At 73.1% G+C, this 21,505-nt stretch carries 14 protein-coding genes; 5 read left to right on the top strand and 9 right to left on the bottom strand.

Features of this window, described 5'->3' with window-relative positions:
• Nucleotides 1–82: 82 nt before the first annotated feature.
• Complete coding sequence (locus FJR00_RS15230; RefSeq protein WP_141339536.1) at nt 83–718, bottom strand: DUF4245 family protein; 636 nt, start codon at nt 716–718, stop codon at nt 83–85.
• 96 nt (nt 719–814) lie between these two features.
• On the opposite strand from FJR00_RS15230, the gene glpX reads away from it, so the two are divergent.
• The 4 genes from glpX (at nt 815) to FJR00_RS15210 (ending at nt 4,551) form a co-directional block, all read left to right on the top strand.
• On the top strand, nt 815–1,852 hold the full coding sequence (glpX, locus tag FJR00_RS15225) for a class II fructose-bisphosphatase (protein WP_141339534.1): 1,038 nt from the start codon (nt 815–817) through the stop codon (nt 1,850–1,852).
• 11 nt (nt 1,853–1,863) lie between these two features.
• Entirely contained in the window at nt 1,864–2,796 is a 933-nt protein-coding gene (locus FJR00_RS15220) for a carbohydrate kinase family protein (RefSeq protein ID WP_141339533.1), read from the top strand.
• A gap of 62 nt (nt 2,797–2,858) precedes the next feature.
• Complete coding sequence (locus FJR00_RS15215) at nt 2,859–3,398, top strand: beta-class carbonic anhydrase (protein ID WP_141339531.1); 540 nt, start codon at nt 2,859–2,861, stop codon at nt 3,396–3,398.
• A 73-nt stretch (nt 3,399–3,471) separates the two neighbouring features.
• Entirely contained in the window at nt 3,472–4,551 is a 1,080-nt protein-coding gene (locus FJR00_RS15210) for a MauE/DoxX family redox-associated membrane protein (protein ID WP_141339529.1), read from the top strand.
• Nucleotides 4,552–4,555: 4 nt separating this feature from the next.
• Here FJR00_RS15210 and glmM read toward each other — a convergent pair whose 3' ends face one another.
• The 3 genes from glmM to rplM all read right to left on the bottom strand — a co-directional run bounded on the left by glmM (nt 4,556) and on the right by rplM (nt 7,036).
• Nucleotides 4,556–5,902, bottom strand: coding sequence for a phosphoglucosamine mutase (glmM, locus tag FJR00_RS15205; RefSeq protein ID WP_141339527.1), 1,347 nt, complete (start codon nt 5,900–5,902; stop codon nt 4,556–4,558).
• A 175-nt stretch (nt 5,903–6,077) separates the two neighbouring features.
• Entirely contained in the window at nt 6,078–6,578 is a 501-nt protein-coding gene (gene rpsI / locus FJR00_RS15200) for a 30S ribosomal protein S9 (protein ID WP_141339525.1), read from the bottom strand.
• 14 nt (nt 6,579–6,592) lie between these two features.
• Nucleotides 6,593–7,036, bottom strand: a complete 444-nt coding sequence (gene rplM, locus FJR00_RS15195; RefSeq protein WP_141339523.1) for a 50S ribosomal protein L13 — start codon at nt 7,034–7,036, stop codon at nt 6,593–6,595.
• A 183-nt stretch (nt 7,037–7,219) separates the two neighbouring features.
• Between rplM and FJR00_RS15190 the strand changes: the two genes are divergently transcribed.
• Nucleotides 7,220–7,816 carry an ArsR/SmtB family transcription factor gene (locus FJR00_RS15190; protein WP_141339521.1) on the top strand — a complete coding sequence of 199 codons (597 nt, stop codon included), beginning with the start codon at nt 7,220–7,222 and terminating at the stop codon, nt 7,814–7,816.
• Nucleotides 7,817–7,844: 28 nt separating this feature from the next.
• Here FJR00_RS15190 and FJR00_RS15185 read toward each other — a convergent pair whose 3' ends face one another.
• The 5 genes from FJR00_RS15185 to FJR00_RS15165 form a co-directional block, all read right to left on the bottom strand.
• Complete coding sequence (locus FJR00_RS15185; RefSeq protein ID WP_141339519.1) at nt 7,845–9,020, bottom strand: S8 family peptidase; 1,176 nt, start codon at nt 9,018–9,020, stop codon at nt 7,845–7,847.
• Between the two features lie 132 nt (nt 9,021–9,152).
• Complete coding sequence (gene pulA, locus FJR00_RS15180) at nt 9,153–11,864, bottom strand: pullulanase-type alpha-1,6-glucosidase (protein WP_141339517.1); 2,712 nt, start codon at nt 11,862–11,864, stop codon at nt 9,153–9,155.
• The gene (locus FJR00_RS15175; protein ID WP_238330533.1) at nt 11,861–14,230 is read right to left on the bottom strand and encodes a 6-phosphofructokinase; all 2,370 of its coding nucleotides are present in this window, start codon (nt 14,228–14,230) and stop codon (nt 11,861–11,863) included. The genes pulA (FJR00_RS15180) and FJR00_RS15175 overlap by 4 nt, the downstream gene beginning before the upstream one ends.
• 99 nt (nt 14,231–14,329) lie before the next feature.
• Nucleotides 14,330–20,074, bottom strand: a complete 5,745-nt coding sequence (pulA, locus tag FJR00_RS15170) for a pullulanase-type alpha-1,6-glucosidase (protein ID WP_141339515.1) — start codon at nt 20,072–20,074, stop codon at nt 14,330–14,332.
• 154 nt (nt 20,075–20,228) lie between these two features.
• Entirely contained in the window at nt 20,229–21,332 is a 1,104-nt protein-coding gene (locus tag FJR00_RS15165; RefSeq protein WP_141339513.1) for an NADH:flavin oxidoreductase/NADH oxidase, read from the bottom strand.
• Nucleotides 21,333–21,505: the final 173 nt, after the last annotated feature.

The following is a 21,505-nucleotide window of genomic DNA, read 5'->3' as shown; positions in this document are numbered from 1 at the left end:
CCCCACGAGAACGACATACCCCCACCCAAGCAGGCCCCACCGACACACCTGCTCGAACGCCGACCATCGGCCGGTCCGCAGGTCAGTCCCGTGCCTCGACCGACTCCAGCAGCTCCGCCGCCTCGTGCTCGGCGACCGTCCCGCTGACGACCACGGTGGACCCGCCGGTCCCCTGCGGCCCGAGGACCCAGGCACGCTCCACGTTGCTCGGCACGGGCCCCTCCCACGCCTGCCAGGTCTGCGTCCCGGTCGCGCCGGGCAGGTCCTGCTCCCCGACCTCCTGCGCGTCCCCGAGCACCTCCTGCACCCAGGCGTCGGTCACGTCGGTGGCCTGGTGGAGGGCGGCGTACTCGCCGTCCGGCGTGGTGTAGGAGACGTGCCACGTGGGGACCCCCGCGAGCCGCGCGTCGAACCACGCCACCGTGGGCGTCCACCCCTCCCCCGGGTCGGGCACCCAGACCGGCCAGTCGGCCTGGTCGACCGCGAACGGCACGACCTGCTCCACCTCGGCGGGCCGCCGCTGCGACTCGTCGGGCTGGTAGGTCATCGACCACCAGGCCAGCACCACGACGAGCACGAGCAGCACCGAGACGACCATGTTGCGGAAGGTCCAGGACGCCAGCCGCTTCTGCCGCCCGTCCTGGGCGGGCGCAGCGGGTGCCTCCTGGCGGCCCCGGACCTCGTCGGGGCCGGGCGTCGGTCGGGTGCTCTGGCTCACCGGCCCATCGTCCCATCCCCGGGCACCGTGACGACCCACGGCCGCTAGGCTGGCCGGCAGAGCGCGTCGCAGTCACCACCGACGAAGGAGTCCCGCATGGTCGCGGAGCCGCAGCCCACCCGTCCGAGCACCGAGCAGGTCATCCCCGACCGCAACCTGGCCATGGAGCTGGTCCGGGTCACCGAGGCCGCGGCCCTGGCCGCCGGACGCTGGGTGGGCCGTGGCGAGAAGATCCTGGCGGACAACGCGGCCGTGGAGGCCATGCGCAAGGTCATCAGCCAGGTCGCCATGGACGGGGTCGTCGTGATCGGCGAGGGCGAGAAGGACGAGGCCCCGATGCTCTACAACGGCGAGAAGGTCGGCGACGGCACCGGCCCCCAGGTCGACGTCGCCGTCGACCCGATCGACGGCACCACGCCCACGGCCAAGGGCATGGACAACTCGATCGCCGTCATGGCGGTCTCCGAGCGCGGCACCATGTACGACCCCTCGGCCGTGTTCTACATGGACAAGCTCGTGGTCGGCCCCGACGTGGCCGACCGGGTGGACATCCGCCTGCCGATCAAGGAGAACCTGCGCCGCATCGCGCGGGCCAAGCGGCGCTTCGTCGACGACCTGACCGTGATCATGCTCGACCGGCCCCGCCACGAGCAGTACACCCAGGAGGTCCGCGACGCCGGCGCCCGACTGCGCTTCATCACCGACGGCGACGTCGCCGGCGCCATCGCCGCGGCCCGCGAGGAGTCCTCCGTCGACATGCTCATCGGCATCGGCGGCACCCCCGAGGGCATCATCACCGCCTGCGCGATGAAGGCGATGGGAGGTGTCATCCAGGGCAAGCTGTGGCCCAAGGACGACGAGGAGCGGCAGAAGGCCGTCGACGCCGGGCACGACCTGGACCGGGTGCTGTCCACCGACGACCTGGTCACCGGCGACAACGCCTTCTTCGTGGCCACCGGCATCACGACCGGCGAGATGCTCGCCGGGGTGCGCTACGGCTCGGGGACGGCCGTGACCCACTCCCTGGTGATGCGCTCCCGCTCCGGCACCATCCGGGAGATCACCTCCCACCACCGCCTGGACAAGGTGGCCAAGATCGCCGACTCGCTGTCCCCGGAAGCCACCCGGGGCTGACGGGCACCACGATGGACCAGCCAGCCGTCCTCACCGTCGGAGAAGCCCTCGTCGACGTCGTCGTCCCGCACGGAGGCGAGGGCAGGACCGAGCACGTCGGAGGCTCGCCCGCCAACGTGGCCGTCGGGCTGGCCGCGCTCGACCACGACAGCCGTCTGACGGCGCACCTGGGTCAGGACGAGCGCGGGGCCCGGGTCCGCGAGCACCTCCTCGACGCCGACGTCGTGCTCACCCCCGGCTCCGACACCGCCGCCCGGACGTCGACGGCCACCGCCCACCTCGACGCGGACGGGTCGGCCACCTACGACTTCGACCTGCTGTGGCAGGTGGGCACCCAGGACCTTCACGGCATCGGTCACCTGCACACCGGGTCCGTGGCCGCCACGCTCGAGCCTGGCGCCTCCACCGTGCTCGCGCTGATGACCCGCGCCCGCCCCACCGCGACGGTCTCCTACGACCCGAACTGCCGCCCGACCGTCATGGGGGACCCGCACCAGGTGCGCTCGCGGATCGAGGAGTGCATGGGTCTGTCGGACGTGGTCAAGGCCTCCGACGAGGACGTGAGCTGGCTCTACGACGACGCCCCGGTGACGGACGTGGTCCACCTCTGGGGCCGGCTCGGGCCCGAGGTCGTCGTCGTCACCCGGGGTGGGGACGGCGCGCTCGTGCACCTGTCCCGCACCGACACCACGATCGAGCTGGAGCCCGTCGTGGCCCGGGTGGTGGACACCGTGGGCGCGGGCGACTCCTTCATGGCCGGACTGCTCAGCGGGCTCCTGGACGCCGGCCTGCTCGGCTCCGCCGCGGCGCGCGAGCGTCTGCGCCGCTCCGACCTGGAGGACCTGGCCCCCGCCCTGCGCAGGGCCGTCGCCTGCGCCACCTGGACGGTCGGGCGGGCCGGGGCCGCCGCCCCGACCCGGGCGGACCTCGCCGAGCTGGACTGACCCGCCCCACCCCGCCACCGCCCCTTCGGGCCCGACCCGACCACCTCAGAGAGGATCTCGGTATGACGCAGCACGACGACGCCCCGGCCGGCACCGGAGCAGGTCCGGCCTCCCCCTTCGCCGACCTGCTCGCGGCCAACGCGGACTACGCCGACAGCTTCACCCTCGGCGGCTTCGACGGCGTCGCCCGGGCGGGCGTGGCCATCGTCACGTGCATGGACTCGCGGATCCAGCCGTTGACGATGCTCGGCCTCACGCACGGCGACGCCAAGATCTTCCGCAACCCCGGTGGGCGGGTCACCGACGCCGCGCTCGAGGCGCTGGTCCTGGGCGTGCACCTGCTCAACGTGCAGCGCGTCCTCGTCGTCCCGCACACCCGCTGCGCGATGACGAAGATGTCCGAGAACGAGCTGCGCGAGACCATCACCGAGCTCTCCGGCCAGGACGCCTGGTGGCAGCACTTCCACGTCGTCCCCGACCAGCGGGCGGCCCTGGTGGAGGACGTGCACCGCGTCACCAGCCACCCGCTGATCGGCGACCGGGTCGCCGTCGGCGGTTTCCTCTACGACGTGGACACCGGCCGCATGGAGCAGCTCGTCTGACCGTGCCCGGGCAGGTCGCCCCCTCGCTGGATGACGCGTCACCGTCCCGGGGCGACTCCCGTATCGTGGCCGCATGCACCCCGCCCTGTCCCTGGCCCCGCTGACGCTGGCCGCCGTCCTCGTGCTCAGCGGGGTGGCCAAGCTGCGCGACACCGGCTCCACCTACAGCGTCCTGCGCCTCCTGCGCCTGCCGCCCCTGGTGACCAACCGGCCGACCGCGCGGGCGCTGCCGGTCGTCGAGCTGGTCACCGCGGCCCTGCTGCTGTCCCCCTGGCGCTGGCCGTTCCTCCTCGGCGCGGTGCTCGCCCTCGGGCTGTTCGTCGCCTTCTGGGTCGTGGTGGTGCGCGCCATGGGCTTCGACCCACGGCCGACCTGCGGCTGCTTCGGACGGATCGGGGACCACCGGATCAACGGCCGGACGGTCGCGCGCAACACCCTGCTCGTGACCCTGGCCGGCCTGACCCTGTGGGTCGGCCTGGCCGGTTCGAGCACGGGGGCCCTGCTGGGCCGCTACACCGCCAACGACGGGTGGTGGCTGCTCCTCGCCGTCGCGCTCGCGGCCGTGGCCGTCATGGTGCTCGGCGGCGGCCCGGCCCCGCGGCCGTCCTCCCGGCGGCGAGGTCGCCCCGGGCACGGGGCCGCCGCGGCGGTGCCCGACCGGCCCCCCGCCGAGGAGCCCGAGCTCGACTACGTGCGCTCCCCCATACCCCGCGGGGTGCTCGTGGGTCGGGACCACGGCACGGTCACGCTGCACCAGCTCGCGCGCAGCCAGGCCCAGCTGCTCGTGCTCGCCAACTGCTGGTGCGGGCCGACGCACGAGGCCCTGCAGCGGCTGCCCGGATGGCGCGACCGGCTTCCCCAGCTCGGGGTCCAGCTGGTCCTCGTGCCGCACCCGTTCGACGCGACGGCGGTCGACGCGTCGTCCACCGGCATCTGGTGGGACCCCGGCTCCCGCGTCTACGACGACCTGGGGGTGGGGACCAGCCCCGGCGCGGTGCTCCTGGGGGCCGACGGCCTGCTCGCCGGCGGCCCGGTCAACGGGGTGGACGAGATCGAGCAGTTCGTCACCGACATCGAGGCCGAGCTGGCCCAGGCCCCCGAGGACGGGCCGGCGGAGACCTCCCCGGCACCGGCGCAGGACTCGAGCGCCTGAGCCCTCAGAGCGTCAGGCGCTCGCGCACCACGCCGGCCAGCTGGTCGGCATACCCCTGGGCCCGGTCCTGGGAGTCGGCCTCGACCATGACCCGGACGAGCGGCTCGGTGCCGGAACGGCGCAGGAGCACCCGGCCCTCGGCGCCCAGCTCGGCCTCCACGGCGCGGACCGCCTCGGTGACCAGCGCGTCGCTGTCCACCCGGGACTTGTCCACCCCGGGGACGTTGACCAGCACCTGCGGCATCCGCGTCATCACACCGGCCAGGTCCCGCAGGGTCGTGCGGGAGGAGACGACGCGCTGACCCAGCGCCAGGGCGGTCAGTACCCCGTCGCCGGTGGTGCCGTGCTCGAGCATGATGACGTGGCCCGACTGCTCCCCGCCCAGGGAGTAGCCGTGCCGGCGCATCTCCTCCAGCACGTAGCGGTCCCCCACCGCGGTCTGCACGACCCGGATGCCCTCGGCCTCCATGGCCCGGATCAGCCCGAGGTTGCTCATCACCGTGGCGACCAGGGTGTCGTCGTGCAGCTCCCCGCCCTCGTGCATGGACAGCGCGAGGATGGCCATGATCTGGTCCCCGTCCACCGGCTCGCCCTGCGCGTCCACCGCCAGGCACCGGTCGGCGTCGCCGTCGAAGGCCACCCCCATGTCGGCACCGCGCAGCCGCACCGCCTCCTGCAGGTGCTCGAGGTGGGTCGAGCCGGCACCGTCGTTGATGTTCAGCCCGTCGGGGTCGCCGCCGATGACGTCGACGGTGGCCCCCGCCCGCCGGAAGGCCTCCGGCCCGACGACCGAGGCCGCCCCGTGCGCGGCGTCGATGACCACCCGCAGCCCGTCCAGCCGCCCGGGGACCGCCTCCAGCAGGTGCTCGATGTAGAACTCCGCGCCCCGGTCGAACGGGCGGATGCGGCCCACGGCGGCCCCGGTGGGACGTTCCCAGTGGTTGCCGACGCGGCCGGAGATGCGGTCCTCGATCTCGTCGGCCAGCTTGTGCCCGCCCCGGGCGAAGAACTTCAGCCCGTTGTCCGGCATGGCGTTGTGCGAGGCGGACAGCATCGCCCCCATCTCGGCGTTCATCCGCTGGGTGAGGTAGGCGATGGCCGGCGTCGGCAGGACGCCCGCGTCGAGCACGTCGACCCCGGCGGAGGCCAGCCCGGCCATCACCGCGGCGGAGAGGAACTCCCCCGAGGCCCGGGGGTCCCGGCCGACGACCGCGGTGGCCCGGTGGCCGCCGAAGGCACCGTGCCCGCCCAGCTCGTGCGCGACGGCCACGGACAGGTCCAGCGCCAGCTCGGCGGTGATGTCCTTGTTGGCCAGGCCACGCACCCCGTCGGTGCCGAACAGTCGTCCCATGTGCTCTGCCTCGTCTCCTCGTCCTGCGTCCGGACCCGTCACGGACCCTCAGAGAGTATGCCGTACCTGTGCGGCGGACCCGGTCCGGCCCGCCCACGCCGGAGGCCGGCGGGAGCAGTGCTCCCACCGGCCTCCGGGTCGTGCGTCGCGACGCCCGCGGCGTCGTCGGCGCTCGTCAGCGCTTGCTGTACTGCGGCGCCTTGCGGGCCTTCTTCAGGCCGGCCTTCTTGCGCTCGGGGACGCGCGCGTCCCGGGTGAGCAGCCCGGCCTTCTTCAGGGCGGGGCGGTTCAGCTCGGGGTCGATCCCGTTGAGCGACCGGGCCACGCCCAGGCGCACCGCACCGGCCTGGCCCGAGGGCCCGCCGCCGTGCACGCGGACGAGGACGTCGTAGGCGCCCATGAGGTCGAGCGCGACCAGCGGCTCGTTGACGATCTGCTGGTGCACCTTGTTGGGGAAGTACTCCTCCAGGGTGCGGCCGTTGACCTTCCACTCGCCGGTGCCGGGGACGATGCGCACGCGGGCGATGGCCTGCTTGCGCCGGCCGGTGCCGGCGCCCGGGGCGGTGGCGGAGGGACGGGCGGAGGGGGCGTCGACCGCGGCCGACGACTCGGTGGTGTACTCGGAGACGGCGTTCTCGTCGAACTCGTCGGTCTCCACGGTGGTGGTGTCAGTCATCTGTCAGACGTTCCTTACTGCGCGACCTGGGAGATCTCGAACGGCACCGGCTGCTGGGCCGCGTGCGGGTGGGTGTCGCCGGCGTAGACCTTGAGCTTGCCCAGCATCTGGCGACCGAGGGAGTTGCGCGGGAGCATGCCGCGCACCGCCTTCTCCACCGCCCGGGTCGGGTGCTGCTCGAGCATCTGCTCGTAGCTGACGGCCTTCAGGCCGCCCGGGTAGCCGGAGTGCCGGTAGGCCTTCTTCTGCGCCAGCTTGGCGCCGGTGAGGGCCACCTTGTCGGCGTTGATGATGATGACGAAGTCGCCGGTGTCGATGTGCGGCGCGAAGATCGGCTTGTGCTTGCCGCGGAGCAGGATCGCGGTCTGGGACGCGAGGCGGCCCAGCACGACGTCCGTGGCGTCGATGACGTGCCAGGCGCGCGTGATCTCGCCAGGCTTGGGGGTGTATGTACGCACGGTAGAAGAACCTTCATCTCGTGTGGTGGGGCAACCGTTCAAGTCTAGCGGGGCGTGAGGATGCGCCCAAAATCGCTGTCGTTGCAGGTCAGCCGCTGTTTTCGAGGCGCCGACCCGCGTCTGCACATGATCTGTGCATAATAACTGTGCACGGTTGGCCGGCCGTTCCGCGGAAAGGACAGCATGCCTCCGACCACCCCGTCCTCCTCGTCCCGGGCCCTGCGCACGCTCGCCCACCCGTTGCGCAGCCGGCTCCTCGCCGAGCTGCGGGTCCACGGGGGCGCCACCGCGACCGAGCTCGCCGCCGCGCTGGACTCGAACACCGGCGCCACCTCATACCACCTGCGCCGCCTCGAGGAGGCCGGGCTGGTCCAGGACACCGGCACCGGCACCGGCCGCCGGAGGGTATGGAGCGCCGTCCCCGACGCGGACCGGCCCGGGGTGCTCGGGGTGGGCCTGGGGGTCGCCGGCGGGGGCGACGACGACCTCGACGAGGAGGACGCCCGGGCCGCCGACTGGCTGGCCATGGACTACCTGGCGCACTTCGGCGAGCGCGCGGAGGCCTGGTTGCGGGACCGTCCGGACTGGGAGGACACCTGGCAGCAGGCCTGCGGGCTGGAGGACCACACCGTCCAGGTGACCGGCGAGCAGCTCACGGCGATGCGGGCCGAGCTGCTGGAGGTGCTCGAGCGCTACCGCCGGGTCGGGCAGGGGAACCCGCAGGCGCGCAGGGTGGTCGTCTACACCTGCGCGCTGCCGCTGCCGGCCAGCCGCCCCTGAGGAGGAGCGACCGGCCGGCGACGACCGGTCAGGACGTGGCGTGCAGGAGCAGGTTCGGCGATCCCGCCGGGTCGGTCACGACGCCCCGGGTGGCCGCGGACCCGATCGCACCCCCCACCTGGGAGGGGCTGGCGGAGGGGCTGCCCTCGAGCACCAGGGCGGCGACGCCGGCGACGTGCGGGGAGGCCATCGAGGTGCCCGAGATGGTGTTCGTGGCGGTGTCGCCCTTGTGCCAGGCGGCGGTGATGCCCACGCCGGGGGCGAACAGGTCCACGCAGGAGCCGTAGTTCGAGAACGAGGCCCGGCGGTCGGTGCTGTCGGTCGCCCCGACCGTGAGCGCCCCCGGCGCCCGGGCCGGGGACGTCGTGCAGGCGTCGGTGTCCTCGTTGCCGGCGGCCACCACGGTGGTGATGCCGGCGTCGACCATGCGGGCGATCGCGTCGTCGACCGAGGCGTTGGCCCCTCCGCCCAGGCTCAGGTTGGCCACGGACGGGCCGTCGGCGGCTGAGACGACCCAGTCCATGCCGGCCACCACGGCGGACCAGCTGCCCGAGCCGCGGCAGTCCAGCACCCGCACGGGGACGAGGTTGACGTCCTTGGCGACGCCGTAGGTGCCTCCACCGACCGTCCCGGCCACGTGGGTGCCGTGCCCGTTGCAGTCCTCCGTGGTGTTCTTGCCCCGGGCGAAGTTTGCCCCCTCGAGCACCCGGCCGCCGAACTCGGCGTGGGTGCTGCGGATCCCGGTGTCGACGACGTAGGCGTCCACGCCCGACCCGGAGGCGGTCCAGCGGTAGATCCCGTCGAGGGGCAGCTGCGCCTGGTCGATCCGGTCCAGGCCCCAGGTGGCGCCCTGCTGCTCCCCCGCGACCGTGACGGCACCGTCCACCGACACCGTGCTCACGGCCGGGTCCTGGCCGAGGGCCCGGGCCTGGGCGCCGGTCATCGTGGCGACGTAGCCACCCAGGGCCGGCAGGCTGCGCTCCACGTCGAGGCCGCGTGCCCGCGCGTCGGCCACGGCCCGCGCGGTGGTCGTGCGGACGGCGGCGCGGTCCGGCCCCGCCTCGGCGCCGGCCTCGAGCATGACGATGTACCGCGTCGCACCAGGGTCTGCGTCACCTTTGGCGGCGGCCGCGGCGGGCAGGGCGGTGAGGGCGAGGGCGGAGGCGCCGGCGAGGGCGACGAGGGCGCGGGGTCGGACGGTCATGCGGTTCTCCTCCGGGGTGTGATGTGGACCACATCGTCGTGGCGTCGCCCAGCATCGCCAGCCGGAACCCCGCAGGCAAGGGCCTTGACCAGATCCGAACCGGTTCTTGACCCGTTCCTGACCGGCGGACGGTCAGCGCGGCCGGACGAGCACCGCGGCCGTCAGGGCCGGCACCCGCACCCGCCCCCGGGCCGCGTCCCAGCGCGTCCCCCGCACGACGGGGTCGGACCCGTGCCGCTGCACGGGCGAGAGCTCCCAGTCCTGCCCGGCCAGCCCGGGCAGGGACGCCTCGGCCTCGTCCCGGCCGGCGTTGAGGACGACCAGCGCTCCGGACCACCGCGGGTCCACCGGCTCCCCCGGCCGGTCGTCGACGAGCATGACGACGACCTCCGGACGCCCGGAGGGGCCCGAGAGGGGGAAGGAGACCTTGGTGCGGATCCGCTCGCCGCTGCCCAGCCTCAGCAAGGGCAGGTCGCGCCGCAGCCGCAGCAGGTCCAGCGCCCCGGCGAGCGCCGTGCGCACGTCCTCGGGCGTGGGCCGCAGCGCGGGGTCCCGGAGCAGCGGGGCCAGCTCGTCCCACCGGGCACCGTTGTCGGGCGAGGGCGGCAGCCCGCGCCCGAACCCGTTGTCCTGCAGCGAGAAGTCCAGCAGGTTGAACCAGTCGCCGGAGTCGTAGCTGTTGCGGTCCAGGCTCTTGCTGCGCAGGATCTCCGCGCCGGCGTGCCAGAACGAGACCCCCTGCGAGAGGGTCACGCAGGCCAGGGCGAGGGTGTTGCGGCGCACCCTCTCGGCCATGGGGGTCGCGTCGGGCAGCTTGAGCAGCAACGTGTCCCAGAGCGTCTCGTTGTCGTGCGCGTCGACGTAGTTGACGACCTCGTCGGGCTCGACGGCGTAGCCCCCGGGCGCTCCGCCGTAGGGCACGCCGGCCCCGGTCGTCCACCGGCCCGCCGCGTGGGAGAGGAGGCGGACGTCGCGCAGCCCGCCGGCGAGCCCGACCTGCAGGAGGTCCGTGTCGTGGGGGTCGGACCCGCCGGTCGCCCACCCGTGGCCGGAGCGGCCCGACTCGTCGTGCACGGCGCCGCCGCGCACGGCGTCGCGCAGCCGGTCGTTGAAGGTCCCGATCCCGGTGCCGTCCAGCTGTCCCTGGACGGCCTGGTGGAACCGTGCGTCACCGGCGACCTCGCCGAAGTTCCACCCCTCGCCGTAGAGCGTCACGGCCGACCCGTCGACCCCGTCCTGCTCGGGCGTGAGGGCGTCCAGGGCCGCCCGGACCGCCTCCAGGTTGGCCCGCGAGTGGTGACCCATGAGGTCGAACCGAAAACCGTCCACCCGGTAGTGCCGCACCCACAGCACGCACCCGTCGACCATGAGCTGCTCGGCCATGGCGTGCTCGGTCGCCACGTTCTGGCAGCAGGTGGAGGTCTCCACCCGGCCCTGCCCGTCGAGGCGGTGGTAGTAGCCCGGCACGACCCGGTCCAGGACGGAGGTCTCCTGCAGGCCGGAGGCGGTGGTGTGGTTGTAGACCTGGTCGAGCACGACCCGCAGCCCCAGCTCGTGCAGCCCCGCCACCATCTCGCGGCACTGCGCGACCCGTCGGCCCCCGTGCGCCGCACCGGGGTCGGTCGTGTAGGAGCCCTCGGGTGCCAGGAAGTGCCACGGGTCGTAGCCCCAGTTGAAGGCGTCCAGGTGGGCGGTGCGCCGGACGAGCCGCTGCTGCTCGGTGCCGCCCGGGTCCAGCCTGCTGAGCTCGGCGAGCACCCGCGGGTCGGGTCGGGCACGGTCGGCAGGGTCCTCGGGCACGGAGGTGAGGTCGAAGACCGGCAGCAGGTGCACGGTGTTCAGGCCCGCCTCGGCGAGGGCGCGCAGGTGCCGCCGCCCCAGCCCGTCCACGCCGAACGCGCGGTAGGTGCCGCGCAGCTCCTCCGGCACCTGCGGGTCGTCGCGGCTGAAGTCGCGGACGTGCAGCTCGTAGACGGTCTGGTCGACCGGCCGCATCCGCGCCGGGGCCGGGGCCTGCCGCCACCGCCTGGGGGCCCAGCGCTCGTCGTCGAGGTCGACGAGCACGGAGTGGGTCGAGCCGAGGGTCAGCGCCACCGACCACGGGTCCGTGGTGCGGACCACCTGCTCGGTCCACCGGGGCGGCAGGACGTGGCTCAGCTCGAGCTGGTAGCAGCGGTCGCGCCACCCCGGGTCCCCGGTGACCGACCACGCCCCGTCGTCGGAGCGGGCCATGGGCACCCGGCGGGGCTGCCCCGGCGGGGCCCAGGCCGCGGTCGCACCGTCGGGCTGCACGCCCTCCCACAGCAGCAGGGAGACCTGCCGGGCCGTGGGCGCCCAGACGGTCACGGTGGGGACCCGGCCGGCAGTGGCTCCGGCGGCGCCGTCGCGTTGGCCGTCGGCCCAGGTGACGCCGTAGCGCCGTCGACGGGCCGCCGCGGCGTACAGGTCGTCGAGGACGTGCGGCACCTGCACGGAGGTCGCCAGGACCAGGCGGCCGCGGTGCCGCACGGTCAACGCCACCTGCCCGGTCAGCAGGTCGCCCGCCCTGGCGGCGGCCTCCCCGGGCAGGCGCAGGGCCAGCGCGCCGGCCAGGTGCGGGACGCCCGCCAGGACGGAGGCCGGCAGGCCGGAGTCGTCGAGGTGGAGGTCCCACCCGGCGCCCGGCTCGTCGCGGGGGTGGATGCCCCCGTCGGGGGCGTGCTCCAGCCGCGCGGCCAGCTCGTGCACCGGCAGGTCGTGGGGCAGCGCCGTGGCCGGGAGGGCGAGGAGGTCGGCCGTCAACCAGTGCGCGCGGGCCGCGGTGAGGTCGACCGGCCGGGGCGCCGCGTGGTGGTGCGGCCTCATCCGGCCGTCCCCCACGACGCGGTGCGCGGCAGGTCCACCGGCGGGACGCTGCGGTGGCGGTCGGAGACGACCGCGATGACCGGGCGGAGCCCGGCCCACCACGGGTCCAGGGCCCGACCGACGACCAGGTCGACCTGGTCGTCGAGCCGGTCGACGGGGGTCACCGTGGCGCGTCCGGCGACCTCGCCGACGTAGCAGGCCCCCGGAGCACCCTCGGTGCGCTGCCGGGCCACCTCGTCCAGGGCCAGCCGGGCCAGCCGGGTGGCCAGCAGCCGGTCGAAGGGGGTCGGGTCGCCGCCGTCCTGGACGTGCCCCAGGACCGTGCTGCGCACGTCGAACAGGTCGCCACCCTCCTCCTCGAAGATCCGGGCGACGAGGTCGGTGGTGTAGTGGGCCGAGGCCATCTCGTTGCGCAGCACGAGGTAGAGCCGGCGTCCCTCGGCGAAGGACCGGCTCATCCGCTCGGCGTCGGCCGCGACGTCGGCGATCCGCAGCCGGTCCTCGGGCAGGTAGACCCGTTCGGAGCCCGAGGCCAGCCCGGCCATCATCGTCAGGTAGCCGCACCCGCCACCCTTGGTCTCGGCCACGAAGCACCGCTGCGTCGCCGACGCGGAGGTCCGGATCCGGTCCAACGACTCCACGATGGTGTTGAGGGCGGAGTCGGCGCCCACCGACAGGTCGGCCCCGGGCAGGTTGTTGTCGATCGTCGCGGGCAGGCAGACGACCGGCACCCGCAGGGCCTCGTGCTCCGCGGCGCCGCCGGCGAGCACCGCGGCGGCCCGGTAGGCGTCCAGCCCCCCGACGAGGACGAGGGCGTCGAGCTGGTGACGGGCCACGGCCTCGGCCAGGGCGGGCAGCTCGGCGGCGGTGGGCACGTGCCGGCGCGTGCCGAGGAAGGCGCCGCCCCGACCGACCCAGTCGTCCACCTCGGCCCAGCCCAGCTCCCGGACCCGGCCGCGGACGAGGCCGTCGAGGGAGTCCTCGATGCCGAGCACGTCGCTGCCGTCGGTCAGCCCGAAGCGCACCAGCGCACGGACGGCCGAGTTCATCCCCGGGGCCAATCCGCCGACGTGGAGGACGCCGATCCGTGGGCGCGGCCCCGAGCGGTCGCCGGCGGACGCCGCCGCCCCGCCGGTGAAGGCCCGGCTGGTGTGCGGGAGGCCGTCGACCAGGTCGACCGGCGGCTGGGACAGCTGGGCGTAGAGCCGGGACAGCGTGGCGAAGGAGCTGCCGCGGGCCGCCCGGGCGGCGTCGAAGTCGCACGTCTCGAGGGCGGTCTTGACGGCGTTGGTGTCGCGCACCGCGTCGCTGAGCGGGATCACCGCCACCTCGTTGTGCCGCACCCCCACGATCTGGGAGGGCGTGCCGGCGGGGGCGTGGACCAGCTGGCGGACCGCGGCATACCCCAGCAGCGTGGGCATCCACCGGTCGTAGGCGGACGGGCGCCCGCCGCGCTGGACGTGACCCAGGATCGTCACCCGGGCCCGCTCCCCCATGCGTTCGCCGAGGGCCTCGGCGACGTCGGCGCTCGTGATCGGACGTCCCGCCTGGTCGGTGGCCCCCTCGGCGACGACGACGAGGCTGTCCCGCTGGCCGGTGGCCCGGGTGCGCTCGATCGAGGCGACCAGCTCGGACTGCCACCCGTCGGCCGGCGGGCCCTCCGGCAGGAGCACCGCGTCGCTGCCGCCCGCGACGGCGGCCATGAGGGCGAGGTAGCCGCAGTGCCGCCCCATGACCTCCACGACGAAGGTGCGCTGGTGGCTGGCCGCCGTCGACGACAGGGCGTCGAGGGCCTCGATGATCCGGTGCAGGGCCGTGTCCGCCCCGATCGTCATGTCGGTCCCGGCCATGTCGTTGTCGATCGAGCCGACGAGCCCGGCGACGCGCAGCCGCGGGTGGGCGTCCGCCTCGTCGGGGGCGAGCTCGCCCGCCTCGACGAGCTCGGCCTGCAGGGACGGCCACTCCTGCCGCAGCTCCTCGGCCCCGCGCAGCGAGCCGTCGCCACCGATGACGACGAGGCGGTCGATCCCGTGCCGGGTCAGGTGCAGCGCGGCCGCCCGCAGCCCCGACCGCTCCCGGAACTCCGGGCAGCGCGCCGAACCCAGGACGGTGCCGCCACGGTGGAGCAGGTTGCCCACGTCGTCCCAGCCGAGCTCGCGGATGCCGTCGCCGCCGGCGAGGGCTCCTCGCCAGCCCTCGAGGATCCCGAAGGGGCGGCCGCCCAGCCGCAGGGTGGAGCGCACCACGGCACGGACGGCGGCGTTCATCCCGGGCGAGTCCCCGCCGGAGGTGAGGATGCCGATGCGCGGACCGGGACCAGCCTCGTCGGCCGGCTGCGGGGTCAGGAGGGGTTCGACGCTGCTCACCCCCTCATCCTCCCCCACCCACCGGGTGACGGGCGGGTGGGGACCGAGGTATGCCGCGGCCCCCCGAGGCCCGACGGGCGCCGGGGGGCCGCGTCCTTGTCAGCCGGAGGGCTGGACCAGCACCGCGACGGTCCGTGCGGGGACGGTGGCGACGCCCTCGGCCTCGTCCCACGACACCTGCCGGACGACCTCGTCGACCCCGTCGGCCTGGACCGGTGACAGCTCGAGCTCCTCCCCGGCCAGTCCGGGGACGTGCTGCGCGACCTCCTGGTCGGAGGCGTTGAGGACGACCACGAGGCCGTCCAGCGCGGGGTCGACGTCGGCTCCGGCGGTGTCGTCGACGCGCATGACGATCACCTGCGGGTCGCCGTGCTCGGTGCCGGACACCGGGAAGCTGACCTTCTGCTCGATCAGGTCGGGGTCGCCCAGACGGAACAGCTCGGTGGAGAACCGCAGCCGCAGCAGGTCCTGGGCCATCGCCGAGGCCTGCTTGATGTGGGCAGGTTCCGGCTTGAGGGAGGCGTCCGCCAGCAGCGGCCGCATGATCTCCCACTTGTCCTTGTTGTCGCCGGCGGGCGGGAGTCCGCGGCCGAAGCCGTTGTCCGTCTTCGTGAAGTCCAGCAGGTTGAACCAGTCACCGCTGTTGTAGGAGTTGCGGTCCAGGCTCTTGCTGCGCAGCAGGTCCGCGCCGGCGTGCCAGAAGCTGACCGACTGGGACAGCGCTGTCGTCGACAGCGCCACGGTGTTGAGCCGGACGCGGTCCTCCATCGGCAGGTCCTGCGGCAGCTTGAAGGTGAGGGCGTCGAAGATCGTCTCGTTGTCGTGGGCGTCCACGTAGTTGACGATCTCGTCCGGGTCCTCGGCATACCCGGCCGGCGCCCCGTTGTAGGAGATCTCGGCGCCGGTCACCACCTCGCCGGTCTCCTGGCTGCGCAGGGTGAGGTCGCGCAGGTTGCCGGCCATGCCCACCTGCACCAGGTCGGTGTCGTTGGCGCTGGTCCCGCCGCTGGCAAAGCCCTTCTCCGCGCCCGGGTCGTCGTCGAACGGCCCGCCGCCGCGCACGCCGTCGCGCAGCCGGTCGTTGAAGGTGGCGATCGAGGTGCCGTCGAGCTGGCCCTGGGTCGCCTGGTAGAAGCGCGCGTTGTCGGCGACCTCGCCGAAGTTCCAGCCCTCGCCGTAGAGGGTGACCGCCGAGCCGTCCACCCCGTCCCTCTTCAGGGTCAGCGCGTCCAGGGCGGCGCGCACGGCTTCCATGTTCTCGCGGCTGTGGTGACCCATGAGGTCGAACCGGAAGCCGTCGACCTTGTAGTCGCGGGCCCAGATCACCACGGCGTCGACCATGAGCTTCTCGGCCATCTCGTGCTCGGTCGCCACGTTCTCACAGCAGGTCGAGGTCTCGACCTGGCCGACGGCGTTGAGCCGGTGGTAGTAGCCGGGCACGATCCGGTCCAGCACCGACTTCTCGCTCTGGCCGGACTGGGCGGTGTGGTTGAACACCTTGTCCAGCACCACGCGCATACCCGAGTCGTGCAGCCCGCCCACCATGGTGCGGAACTCCTTGACCCGCTCACCGCCGTGGGCGGCCTGCGCGGTCGAGGCGTAGGAGCCCTCCGGCGCCATGAAGTGCCATGGGTCGTAGCCCCAGTTGAAGGCGTCGGTGTCGGCCTGAGCCATGACGCAGGCCTGCTGCTCCTCGCTGTCCGGGTCGAACGACTCCAGGTCACAGTCCGGGGTCGTCTGCGCGGCAGGGTCCTCCTCGATGCTGGCGATGTCGAAGGTCGGCAGCAGGTGGACGGTGTTCATCCCCGCCTCGGCCAGAGTCTCCAGGTGCCGCCGGCCGTAGCCGTCCTCGGCGAAGGCCAGGTAGGACCCGCGCAGCTCCTCCGGGACGTCCGGGTCGGCCATCGAGAAATCGCGCACGTGCAGCTCGTAGATCGTCTGGTCGACCTCGTCCTCCAGGACCGGGGCCTTCGCGGTGCGCCAGATCTCCGGCGCCCACCTCGGGGCGTCCAGGTCGACGATCACCGACCGCTGGCTGTTGAGGGTCAGCGCCACCGAGTAGGGGTCGGTGACCAGATTGGTCTCGACCTGCCCGGTCGAGGGGACGAAGACGTCGACCTCGTAGAGGTACTCCATACCGGTCCAGGACTTCTTGCCCTTGGCGCTCCAGGAGCCGTCGCCGCTGCGCTTCATCTCCACGCGCTGCGGGTCGCCGTCGCCGCTCTCGGGCCACAGAAGCAGGTCGACGTCCTGGGCGGTGGGGGCCCACAGGGTCAGGGTCGGGTTGGGGCCTCGCCAGGAGACGCCGTATGCCGTCTGCCTCGCCTTGTCGGCGTAGAGGGCGTCCAGGACGCCCGGGACCTGGACGCCGGTGGCGTCCTGCAGCCGGCCGAGGTCGTCGTACATCGCCACCGCGACCTGGCCCTGAAGGATCTCGCCGGCCTGCTTGGCCGTCTTCTTGTCCAGGCGCAGGGCGAGGTAGCCCTCGAGGTGCGGGAATTCCTCGGTGACCGCGGCCGGCAGGCCCGCCGGGTCGTAGGTGAGGGGAGCCGACGAGCCGCCGGTGACGTCCTCGGCGTCGATGGCCAGGCCGCCGTCGGACGCCCAGTGCAGGCGCCAGTCCATGAGCTCGGGGTTCTCGACGCCGTCGGCCGACCAGGCGATGAGGTCCGGCGCGAGCCAGTGCGCCTTGGCCGACGTGAGGTCCGGGGCCACGCCGGACTCGGAGGTGGTCACGGTCAGCACGTGGGTCTCGAGGACGTAGCTGAAGGTCGTGACCACGCCGGCGGACGGGACGGAGAAGCCGATGTTGCCCCCGCCCGGGGCGCCGCCCTCGCCGTAGTCCTCGTCCCAGGACAGACCGTGGGCCACCTTCACCTCGTAGTTGCCGGCCGGGATGGCGGTGGTCGAGTAGGTGTAGACGCCGTCCCCGTCCGGGTCCACCAGCCACGGCAGCATGCAGTCGGGCGACCACTCGCCGGGGCAGCCGAGCTCGTCCTGGTGGGAGCCGGGGGCGGTGATGATCGGGCCCTCGGCGTCCGAGGTGACGTAGTGGCGGGCGTGGTCGTAGTAGAACGTCACGTTGCCACCGTCGGTGGTGTAGGTGATGTTCGCCCCGCCCGGCGCCCCTCCGGCTCCGTAGTTCTCGTCCCAGCTGTTGTTGACCGCCGCCTTGTACTCGTAGCTGCCGGCCGGGAGGTCGTCGGTGCCCTTCCAGACGGAGTCCTTGGCGTCCAGCGCCAGCTGGGCCTCGGCGCAGTCCGGCGACCAGTCAGCGGCGCAACCCATCTCGGAGTTGTGGCTACCGGGCACGGAGACCGCGTCGGGCTGCTCGACCGGGCCGACCGGGTCGCTGCCGCCACCGCCACCGCCGTCGCCGGGGGCGGGGTCGCCCACGACGCCGTAGGTCGAGGAGGCGGAGAGGTTGTCCGAGGAGTCCTGGAGGACGGCGCGGTATTCCAGCAGGGTGCCGTGCGGCATACCGGAGACGTCGTGGAAGACGCGGTAGGGCGCGTTGTCGTCGGTGCCCAGCACCGTCCAGTCCTCTCCCCCGACCGGGCGGTAGGCGAACGTCACCTGGGCGAAGACATGGTCGGGGACCGAGGCGCCGATCTCCGCACGCCCACCGACGACACCACCCGCGGAGGGCGAGTCGAGGTAGACCGCCGGGGCCTCCTGACGCGGCTTCAGCGCCTTGCCTGCCCGATAGACCTCCACCGAGAGGGGCGCGACGTCGACGGCCAACCGCGCGTCGGTGCCGGTCCTGATCCGGGCGGTGTCGCCGTAGATGCCGGTGAACTGGGTCTTCTCGCTGTAGGTCGGGACCGACACGCTCGCGGTCTCTGTCGAGTTGTTGGCCACCACGACGTACTCGACCAGCTCGTCGGCGTCGATCCGGGAGAAAGCGTAGACCCCCGCGTCCGCGCTGGCGTAGCGGTGGATCTGAGCCCCGTCCGCCAGCGCCGGGTGCTCCTGGGTGAGGGCGCCCAGGGTGGCGATCTGCTGGTAGAGGGGGTGCTTGGTGTCGTAGCGGTCCCTGGACCCGGACGGGGCGCCGATGACCGGCTCGGTGGCGTAGCTGTCCACCTGCGTGGCGAACATGTCCTGCCGGGCGTCCTTGTCACCGGCCGACCCGATGAAGCCCTGCTCGTCGCCGTAGTAGACGACCGGCTGGCCGCGGGTGAGGAACATCAGCTCGTTGGTGAGCTCGACCCGCTCCTGCAGCTCGTCGCCGGAGAAGTCCTTGGCGAGCATCATCGCGGCCCGGCCCATGTCGTGGTTCCCGGTGAAGGTCGGCAGCTGGTAGGCGTTGGAGTCGGCGTCGGTGTAGTAGTCGTCCAGGGCGTAGAAGGTACGGAGGTTGGTGGTCGGGGCGCCCTTGGCGAAGTCGATCGAGCGGGCCTGGAAGCCGAAGTCGATGACCGCCTGCAGCTGGCCCTCGGTGGTGAAGGTCGACAGGTAGTCAGGGTTGGAGTCGTAGACCTCGCCGAACATGAAGAAGTCCTCGTTGCCGGCGCGGGCCTCCTGCAGCACGCGCGGGCTGAACTCCTGCCAGAACTCCATGTTGACGTGCTTGACCGTGTCGATCCGGAAGCCGTCGATGCCCATGTCGGCCCAGGTGGAGTAGATGTCGATCATGCCTTCGACGACCTCGGTCCGCTCCGTGAAGAGGTCGTCCAGGCCGACGAAGTCGCCGTAGGTGTTGGACTCCCCGGACCAGGTCGAGTCCCCGCGGTTGTGGTACATCGTCCGGTCGTTGAGCCAGTCCGGGACCTTGACCGTCTCGTCCGCCTCGGTGCGGAAGACCGGGGTGTAGGGGAAGGAAATCTCGGGGTCCAGGAGCGGGAACGGCTTGCCGATGTAGTCGCGGTCGTCGAAGGCGTCGCCCGCTGCGTCGCGGTAGGGCTCGGTCTCCTTGTCGATGTAGCCGTACTCACCCTCCTTGTAGTCGATGACGTCGGCGGTGTGGTTGGTGATGATGTCGAAGTAGACCTTCATCCCCCGCGCGTGCGCCTCGTCGACGAGCTCGCTCATCTCCTCGTTCGTGCCCAGGTGCGGGTCGATCTGGGTGAAGTCGGTGATCCAGTAGCCGTGGTACCCGGCGCTCGCGTTCTCCTCGCTGCCCTGCACGGGGCGGTTCTTGAAGCTCGGGGTGAGCCAGATGGCGGTGGTGCCGAGGTCCTCGATGTAGTCCAGGCGGTCCATGATCCCGGCGAGGTCGCCCCCGTGGTAGAAGCCCTTGTCCTCCGGGTCGAAGCCGTGGTCGAGCCGGTCCCCCTCGATGCCTGCCGTGTCGTTGGACGGGTCGCCGTTGGCGAACCGGTCGGCCATCACGAAGTAGAACTGCTCGCGGGTCACCGGCGGCCGCAGGCTGTCCCGGGCGAGGTCCTCGTCGGCCGGGGTGGCCGGCCCTCCCAGCTCGGTCGGGGCCACGCCGACCCGGTCCGTCTCGTCGTCGAAGGTGAACTCCAGTGAGGCCGGCCCCTCCAGCACCAGCGGCAGGTTCGCGGCCGGGTGGTCCTCCTCCCACCCGCCGTCCAGGGCGACCTTGAACTCCCAGCTCCCCTCGGGCACCTCGAAGACGCCCCGGTATGTCGTCCCGCCTTCCTCGACCGCCTCCAGCCGGGTCTCCTCGCAGGCAGGCTGCCAGTCGCCCGGGCAGCCCAGCTCGTCCTGGAGGGAGCCGACGAGCGTGACGGTCCGCGAGGTGGCGGAGGGCGAGAGACTCGCGGCACCGGTGGCGGGCGCGGCGGGGCCCGCGGCGACGGACGGGGTCGAGACCCCCGGCGCGGCGCCCGCGAGGAGCGCGGCCACGAGGGCACCGGACAGGACGGGACGCTTCATCGCGACTCCTGGGACGTGGGAGGACGGTCAGCGTCCCAAGCTAGACGTCCGCTGACGCGAGAGCAACAAGATCTGCAAGATTTTGCACAATCCTTACCTTGGACCGCCTCGCCGGTTCACGGGCTCCACGTTGCCCCATGCTCGGCCGCACGTCCTAGTAGACGTGCCGGTCCGAGACGCGGGCGTACTGCGGCACCCAGGACAGGTCGTGCCCGAGCTCGTGGGCCGCGCGGTGCCACCACCGCGGGTCGGCCAGCAACGCCCGGGCCATCATCACCACGTCCGCCTGTCCCGTGGCCAGGACCAGCTCCGCCTGCCGGGCCTGGGTGATCATCCCGACCGTGCTGACCGGCACGCCGACCTCGGTGCCCACCCGGGCGGCGAACCCGGTCTGGTAGCCGGGGCCCACCGGGATCTGCGGGTCCGGGACGTTGCCGCCGCTGGAGACATCCACAAGGTCGACCCCGCGCTCGGCCAGCCAGCGGCTCACCTGCACGGTCCGCTCGAGGTCTCCCTCCAGTCCTCCTGGTGCGTCGGGGGACCAGTCCGTCGCCGACAGTCGCACCAGCACCGGCATCCCGTCCGGGACCACGGCCCGCACGGCCTCCACTGTCTCCAGGAGCAGTCGCGCCCGTGCCTCGTCCGACCCGCCGTAGGCGTCCGCCCGGTCGTTGACCAGGGGGCTGAGGAACTGCGCCAGGAGGTAGCCGTGCGCGGCGTGCAGCTCCACGGCGTCGAAGCCGGCCTCGACGGCCCGACGGGCCGCCGCCGCGAACGCTGCCGGGACCGCCGCGACCTCGTCCTGGGTCATGCCTCGGGGGGCAGCCAACGGGCCGAACGGCGCCTCGGTGGCACCCCGGGTGGTCCAGCCGCCGTCCTCCTCGGCGACGCTTCCCGAGCGTTCGTGGAAGGGCGGGTACGTCGAGCCCTTGCGACCGGCGTGCGACAGCTGCACACCGATGCGCGACCCGGTGGCGTGGATCAGGGAGGTGATCCGCGCCCATCCCTCGACGTGCTCCTGGCCCCACAGGCCGGCGTCCCAGGGCGAGATCCGGCCGTCCGCCGTCACCGCGCTCGCCTCGGTCAGGATCATCGGCGCACCGCCGGCGGCGAACGCCTGCAGGTGCGCGAGATGCCAGTCCCCCACGACGCCCGGCTTCTCCGGGGTGCAGGAGTACTGGCACATGGGCGACACCCAGGCCCGGCCGGCGACGGTCAGTCCGCGCAGGGTCAGCGGGCCGAAGAGGAGGGAAGCCATGCCCCACAGGGTGTCACGCCAGGTCCGGCACCTGGACGCGTGGCCCGGCTCGGCGCACACGGTCTTGCTCCACACAGATCCGGGCATGCCGATTCGATCCGGGCACGCCGAAGGCCCGCCTGGAAAGTTCCAGGCGGGCCTTGGCAATGGTGGTCCGGCGGTGTCCTACTCTC

The sequence above is a fragment of the Ornithinimicrobium kibberense genome (assembly GCF_006519705.1).
Taxonomy (GTDB): Bacteria; Actinomycetota; Actinomycetes; order Actinomycetales; family Dermatophilaceae; genus Ornithinicoccus; species Ornithinicoccus kibberensis.
This window is presented reverse-complemented; position numbering and strand designations above follow the sequence as displayed.

What these genes read in the sequence shown, in the direction of transcription:
- glpX (WP_141339534.1), top strand. Translation starts at nt 815, where the DNA reads ATGGTCGCGGAGCCGCAGCCCACCCGTCCGAGCACCGAGCAGGTCATC.
- FJR00_RS15220 (WP_141339533.1), top strand. Translation starts at nt 1,864, where the DNA reads ATGGACCAGCCAGCCGTCCTCACCGTCGGAGAAGCCCTCGTCGACGTC.
- FJR00_RS15215 (WP_141339531.1), top strand. Translation starts at nt 2,859, where the DNA reads ATGACGCAGCACGACGACGCCCCGGCCGGCACCGGAGCAGGTCCGGCC.
- FJR00_RS15210 (WP_141339529.1), top strand. Translation starts at nt 3,472, where the DNA reads ATGCACCCCGCCCTGTCCCTGGCCCCGCTGACGCTGGCCGCCGTCCTC.
- glmM (WP_141339527.1), bottom strand. Translation starts at nt 5,902, where the DNA reads ATGGGACGACTGTTCGGCACCGACGGGGTGCGTGGCCTGGCCAACAAG.
- rpsI (WP_141339525.1), bottom strand. Translation starts at nt 6,578, where the DNA reads ATGACTGACACCACCACCGTGGAGACCGACGAGTTCGACGAGAACGCC.
- FJR00_RS15190 (WP_141339521.1), top strand. Translation starts at nt 7,220, where the DNA reads ATGCCTCCGACCACCCCGTCCTCCTCGTCCCGGGCCCTGCGCACGCTC.
- FJR00_RS15185 (WP_141339519.1), bottom strand. Translation starts at nt 9,020, where the DNA reads ATGACCGTCCGACCCCGCGCCCTCGTCGCCCTCGCCGGCGCCTCCGCC.
- pulA (WP_141339517.1), bottom strand. Translation starts at nt 11,864, where the DNA reads ATGAGGCCGCACCACCACGCGGCGCCCCGGCCGGTCGACCTCACCGCG.
- pulA (WP_141339515.1), bottom strand. Translation starts at nt 20,074, where the DNA reads ATGAAGCGTCCCGTCCTGTCCGGTGCCCTCGTGGCCGCGCTCCTCGCG.
- FJR00_RS15165 (WP_141339513.1), bottom strand. Translation starts at nt 21,332, where the DNA reads ATGGCTTCCCTCCTCTTCGGCCCGCTGACCCTGCGCGGACTGACCGTC.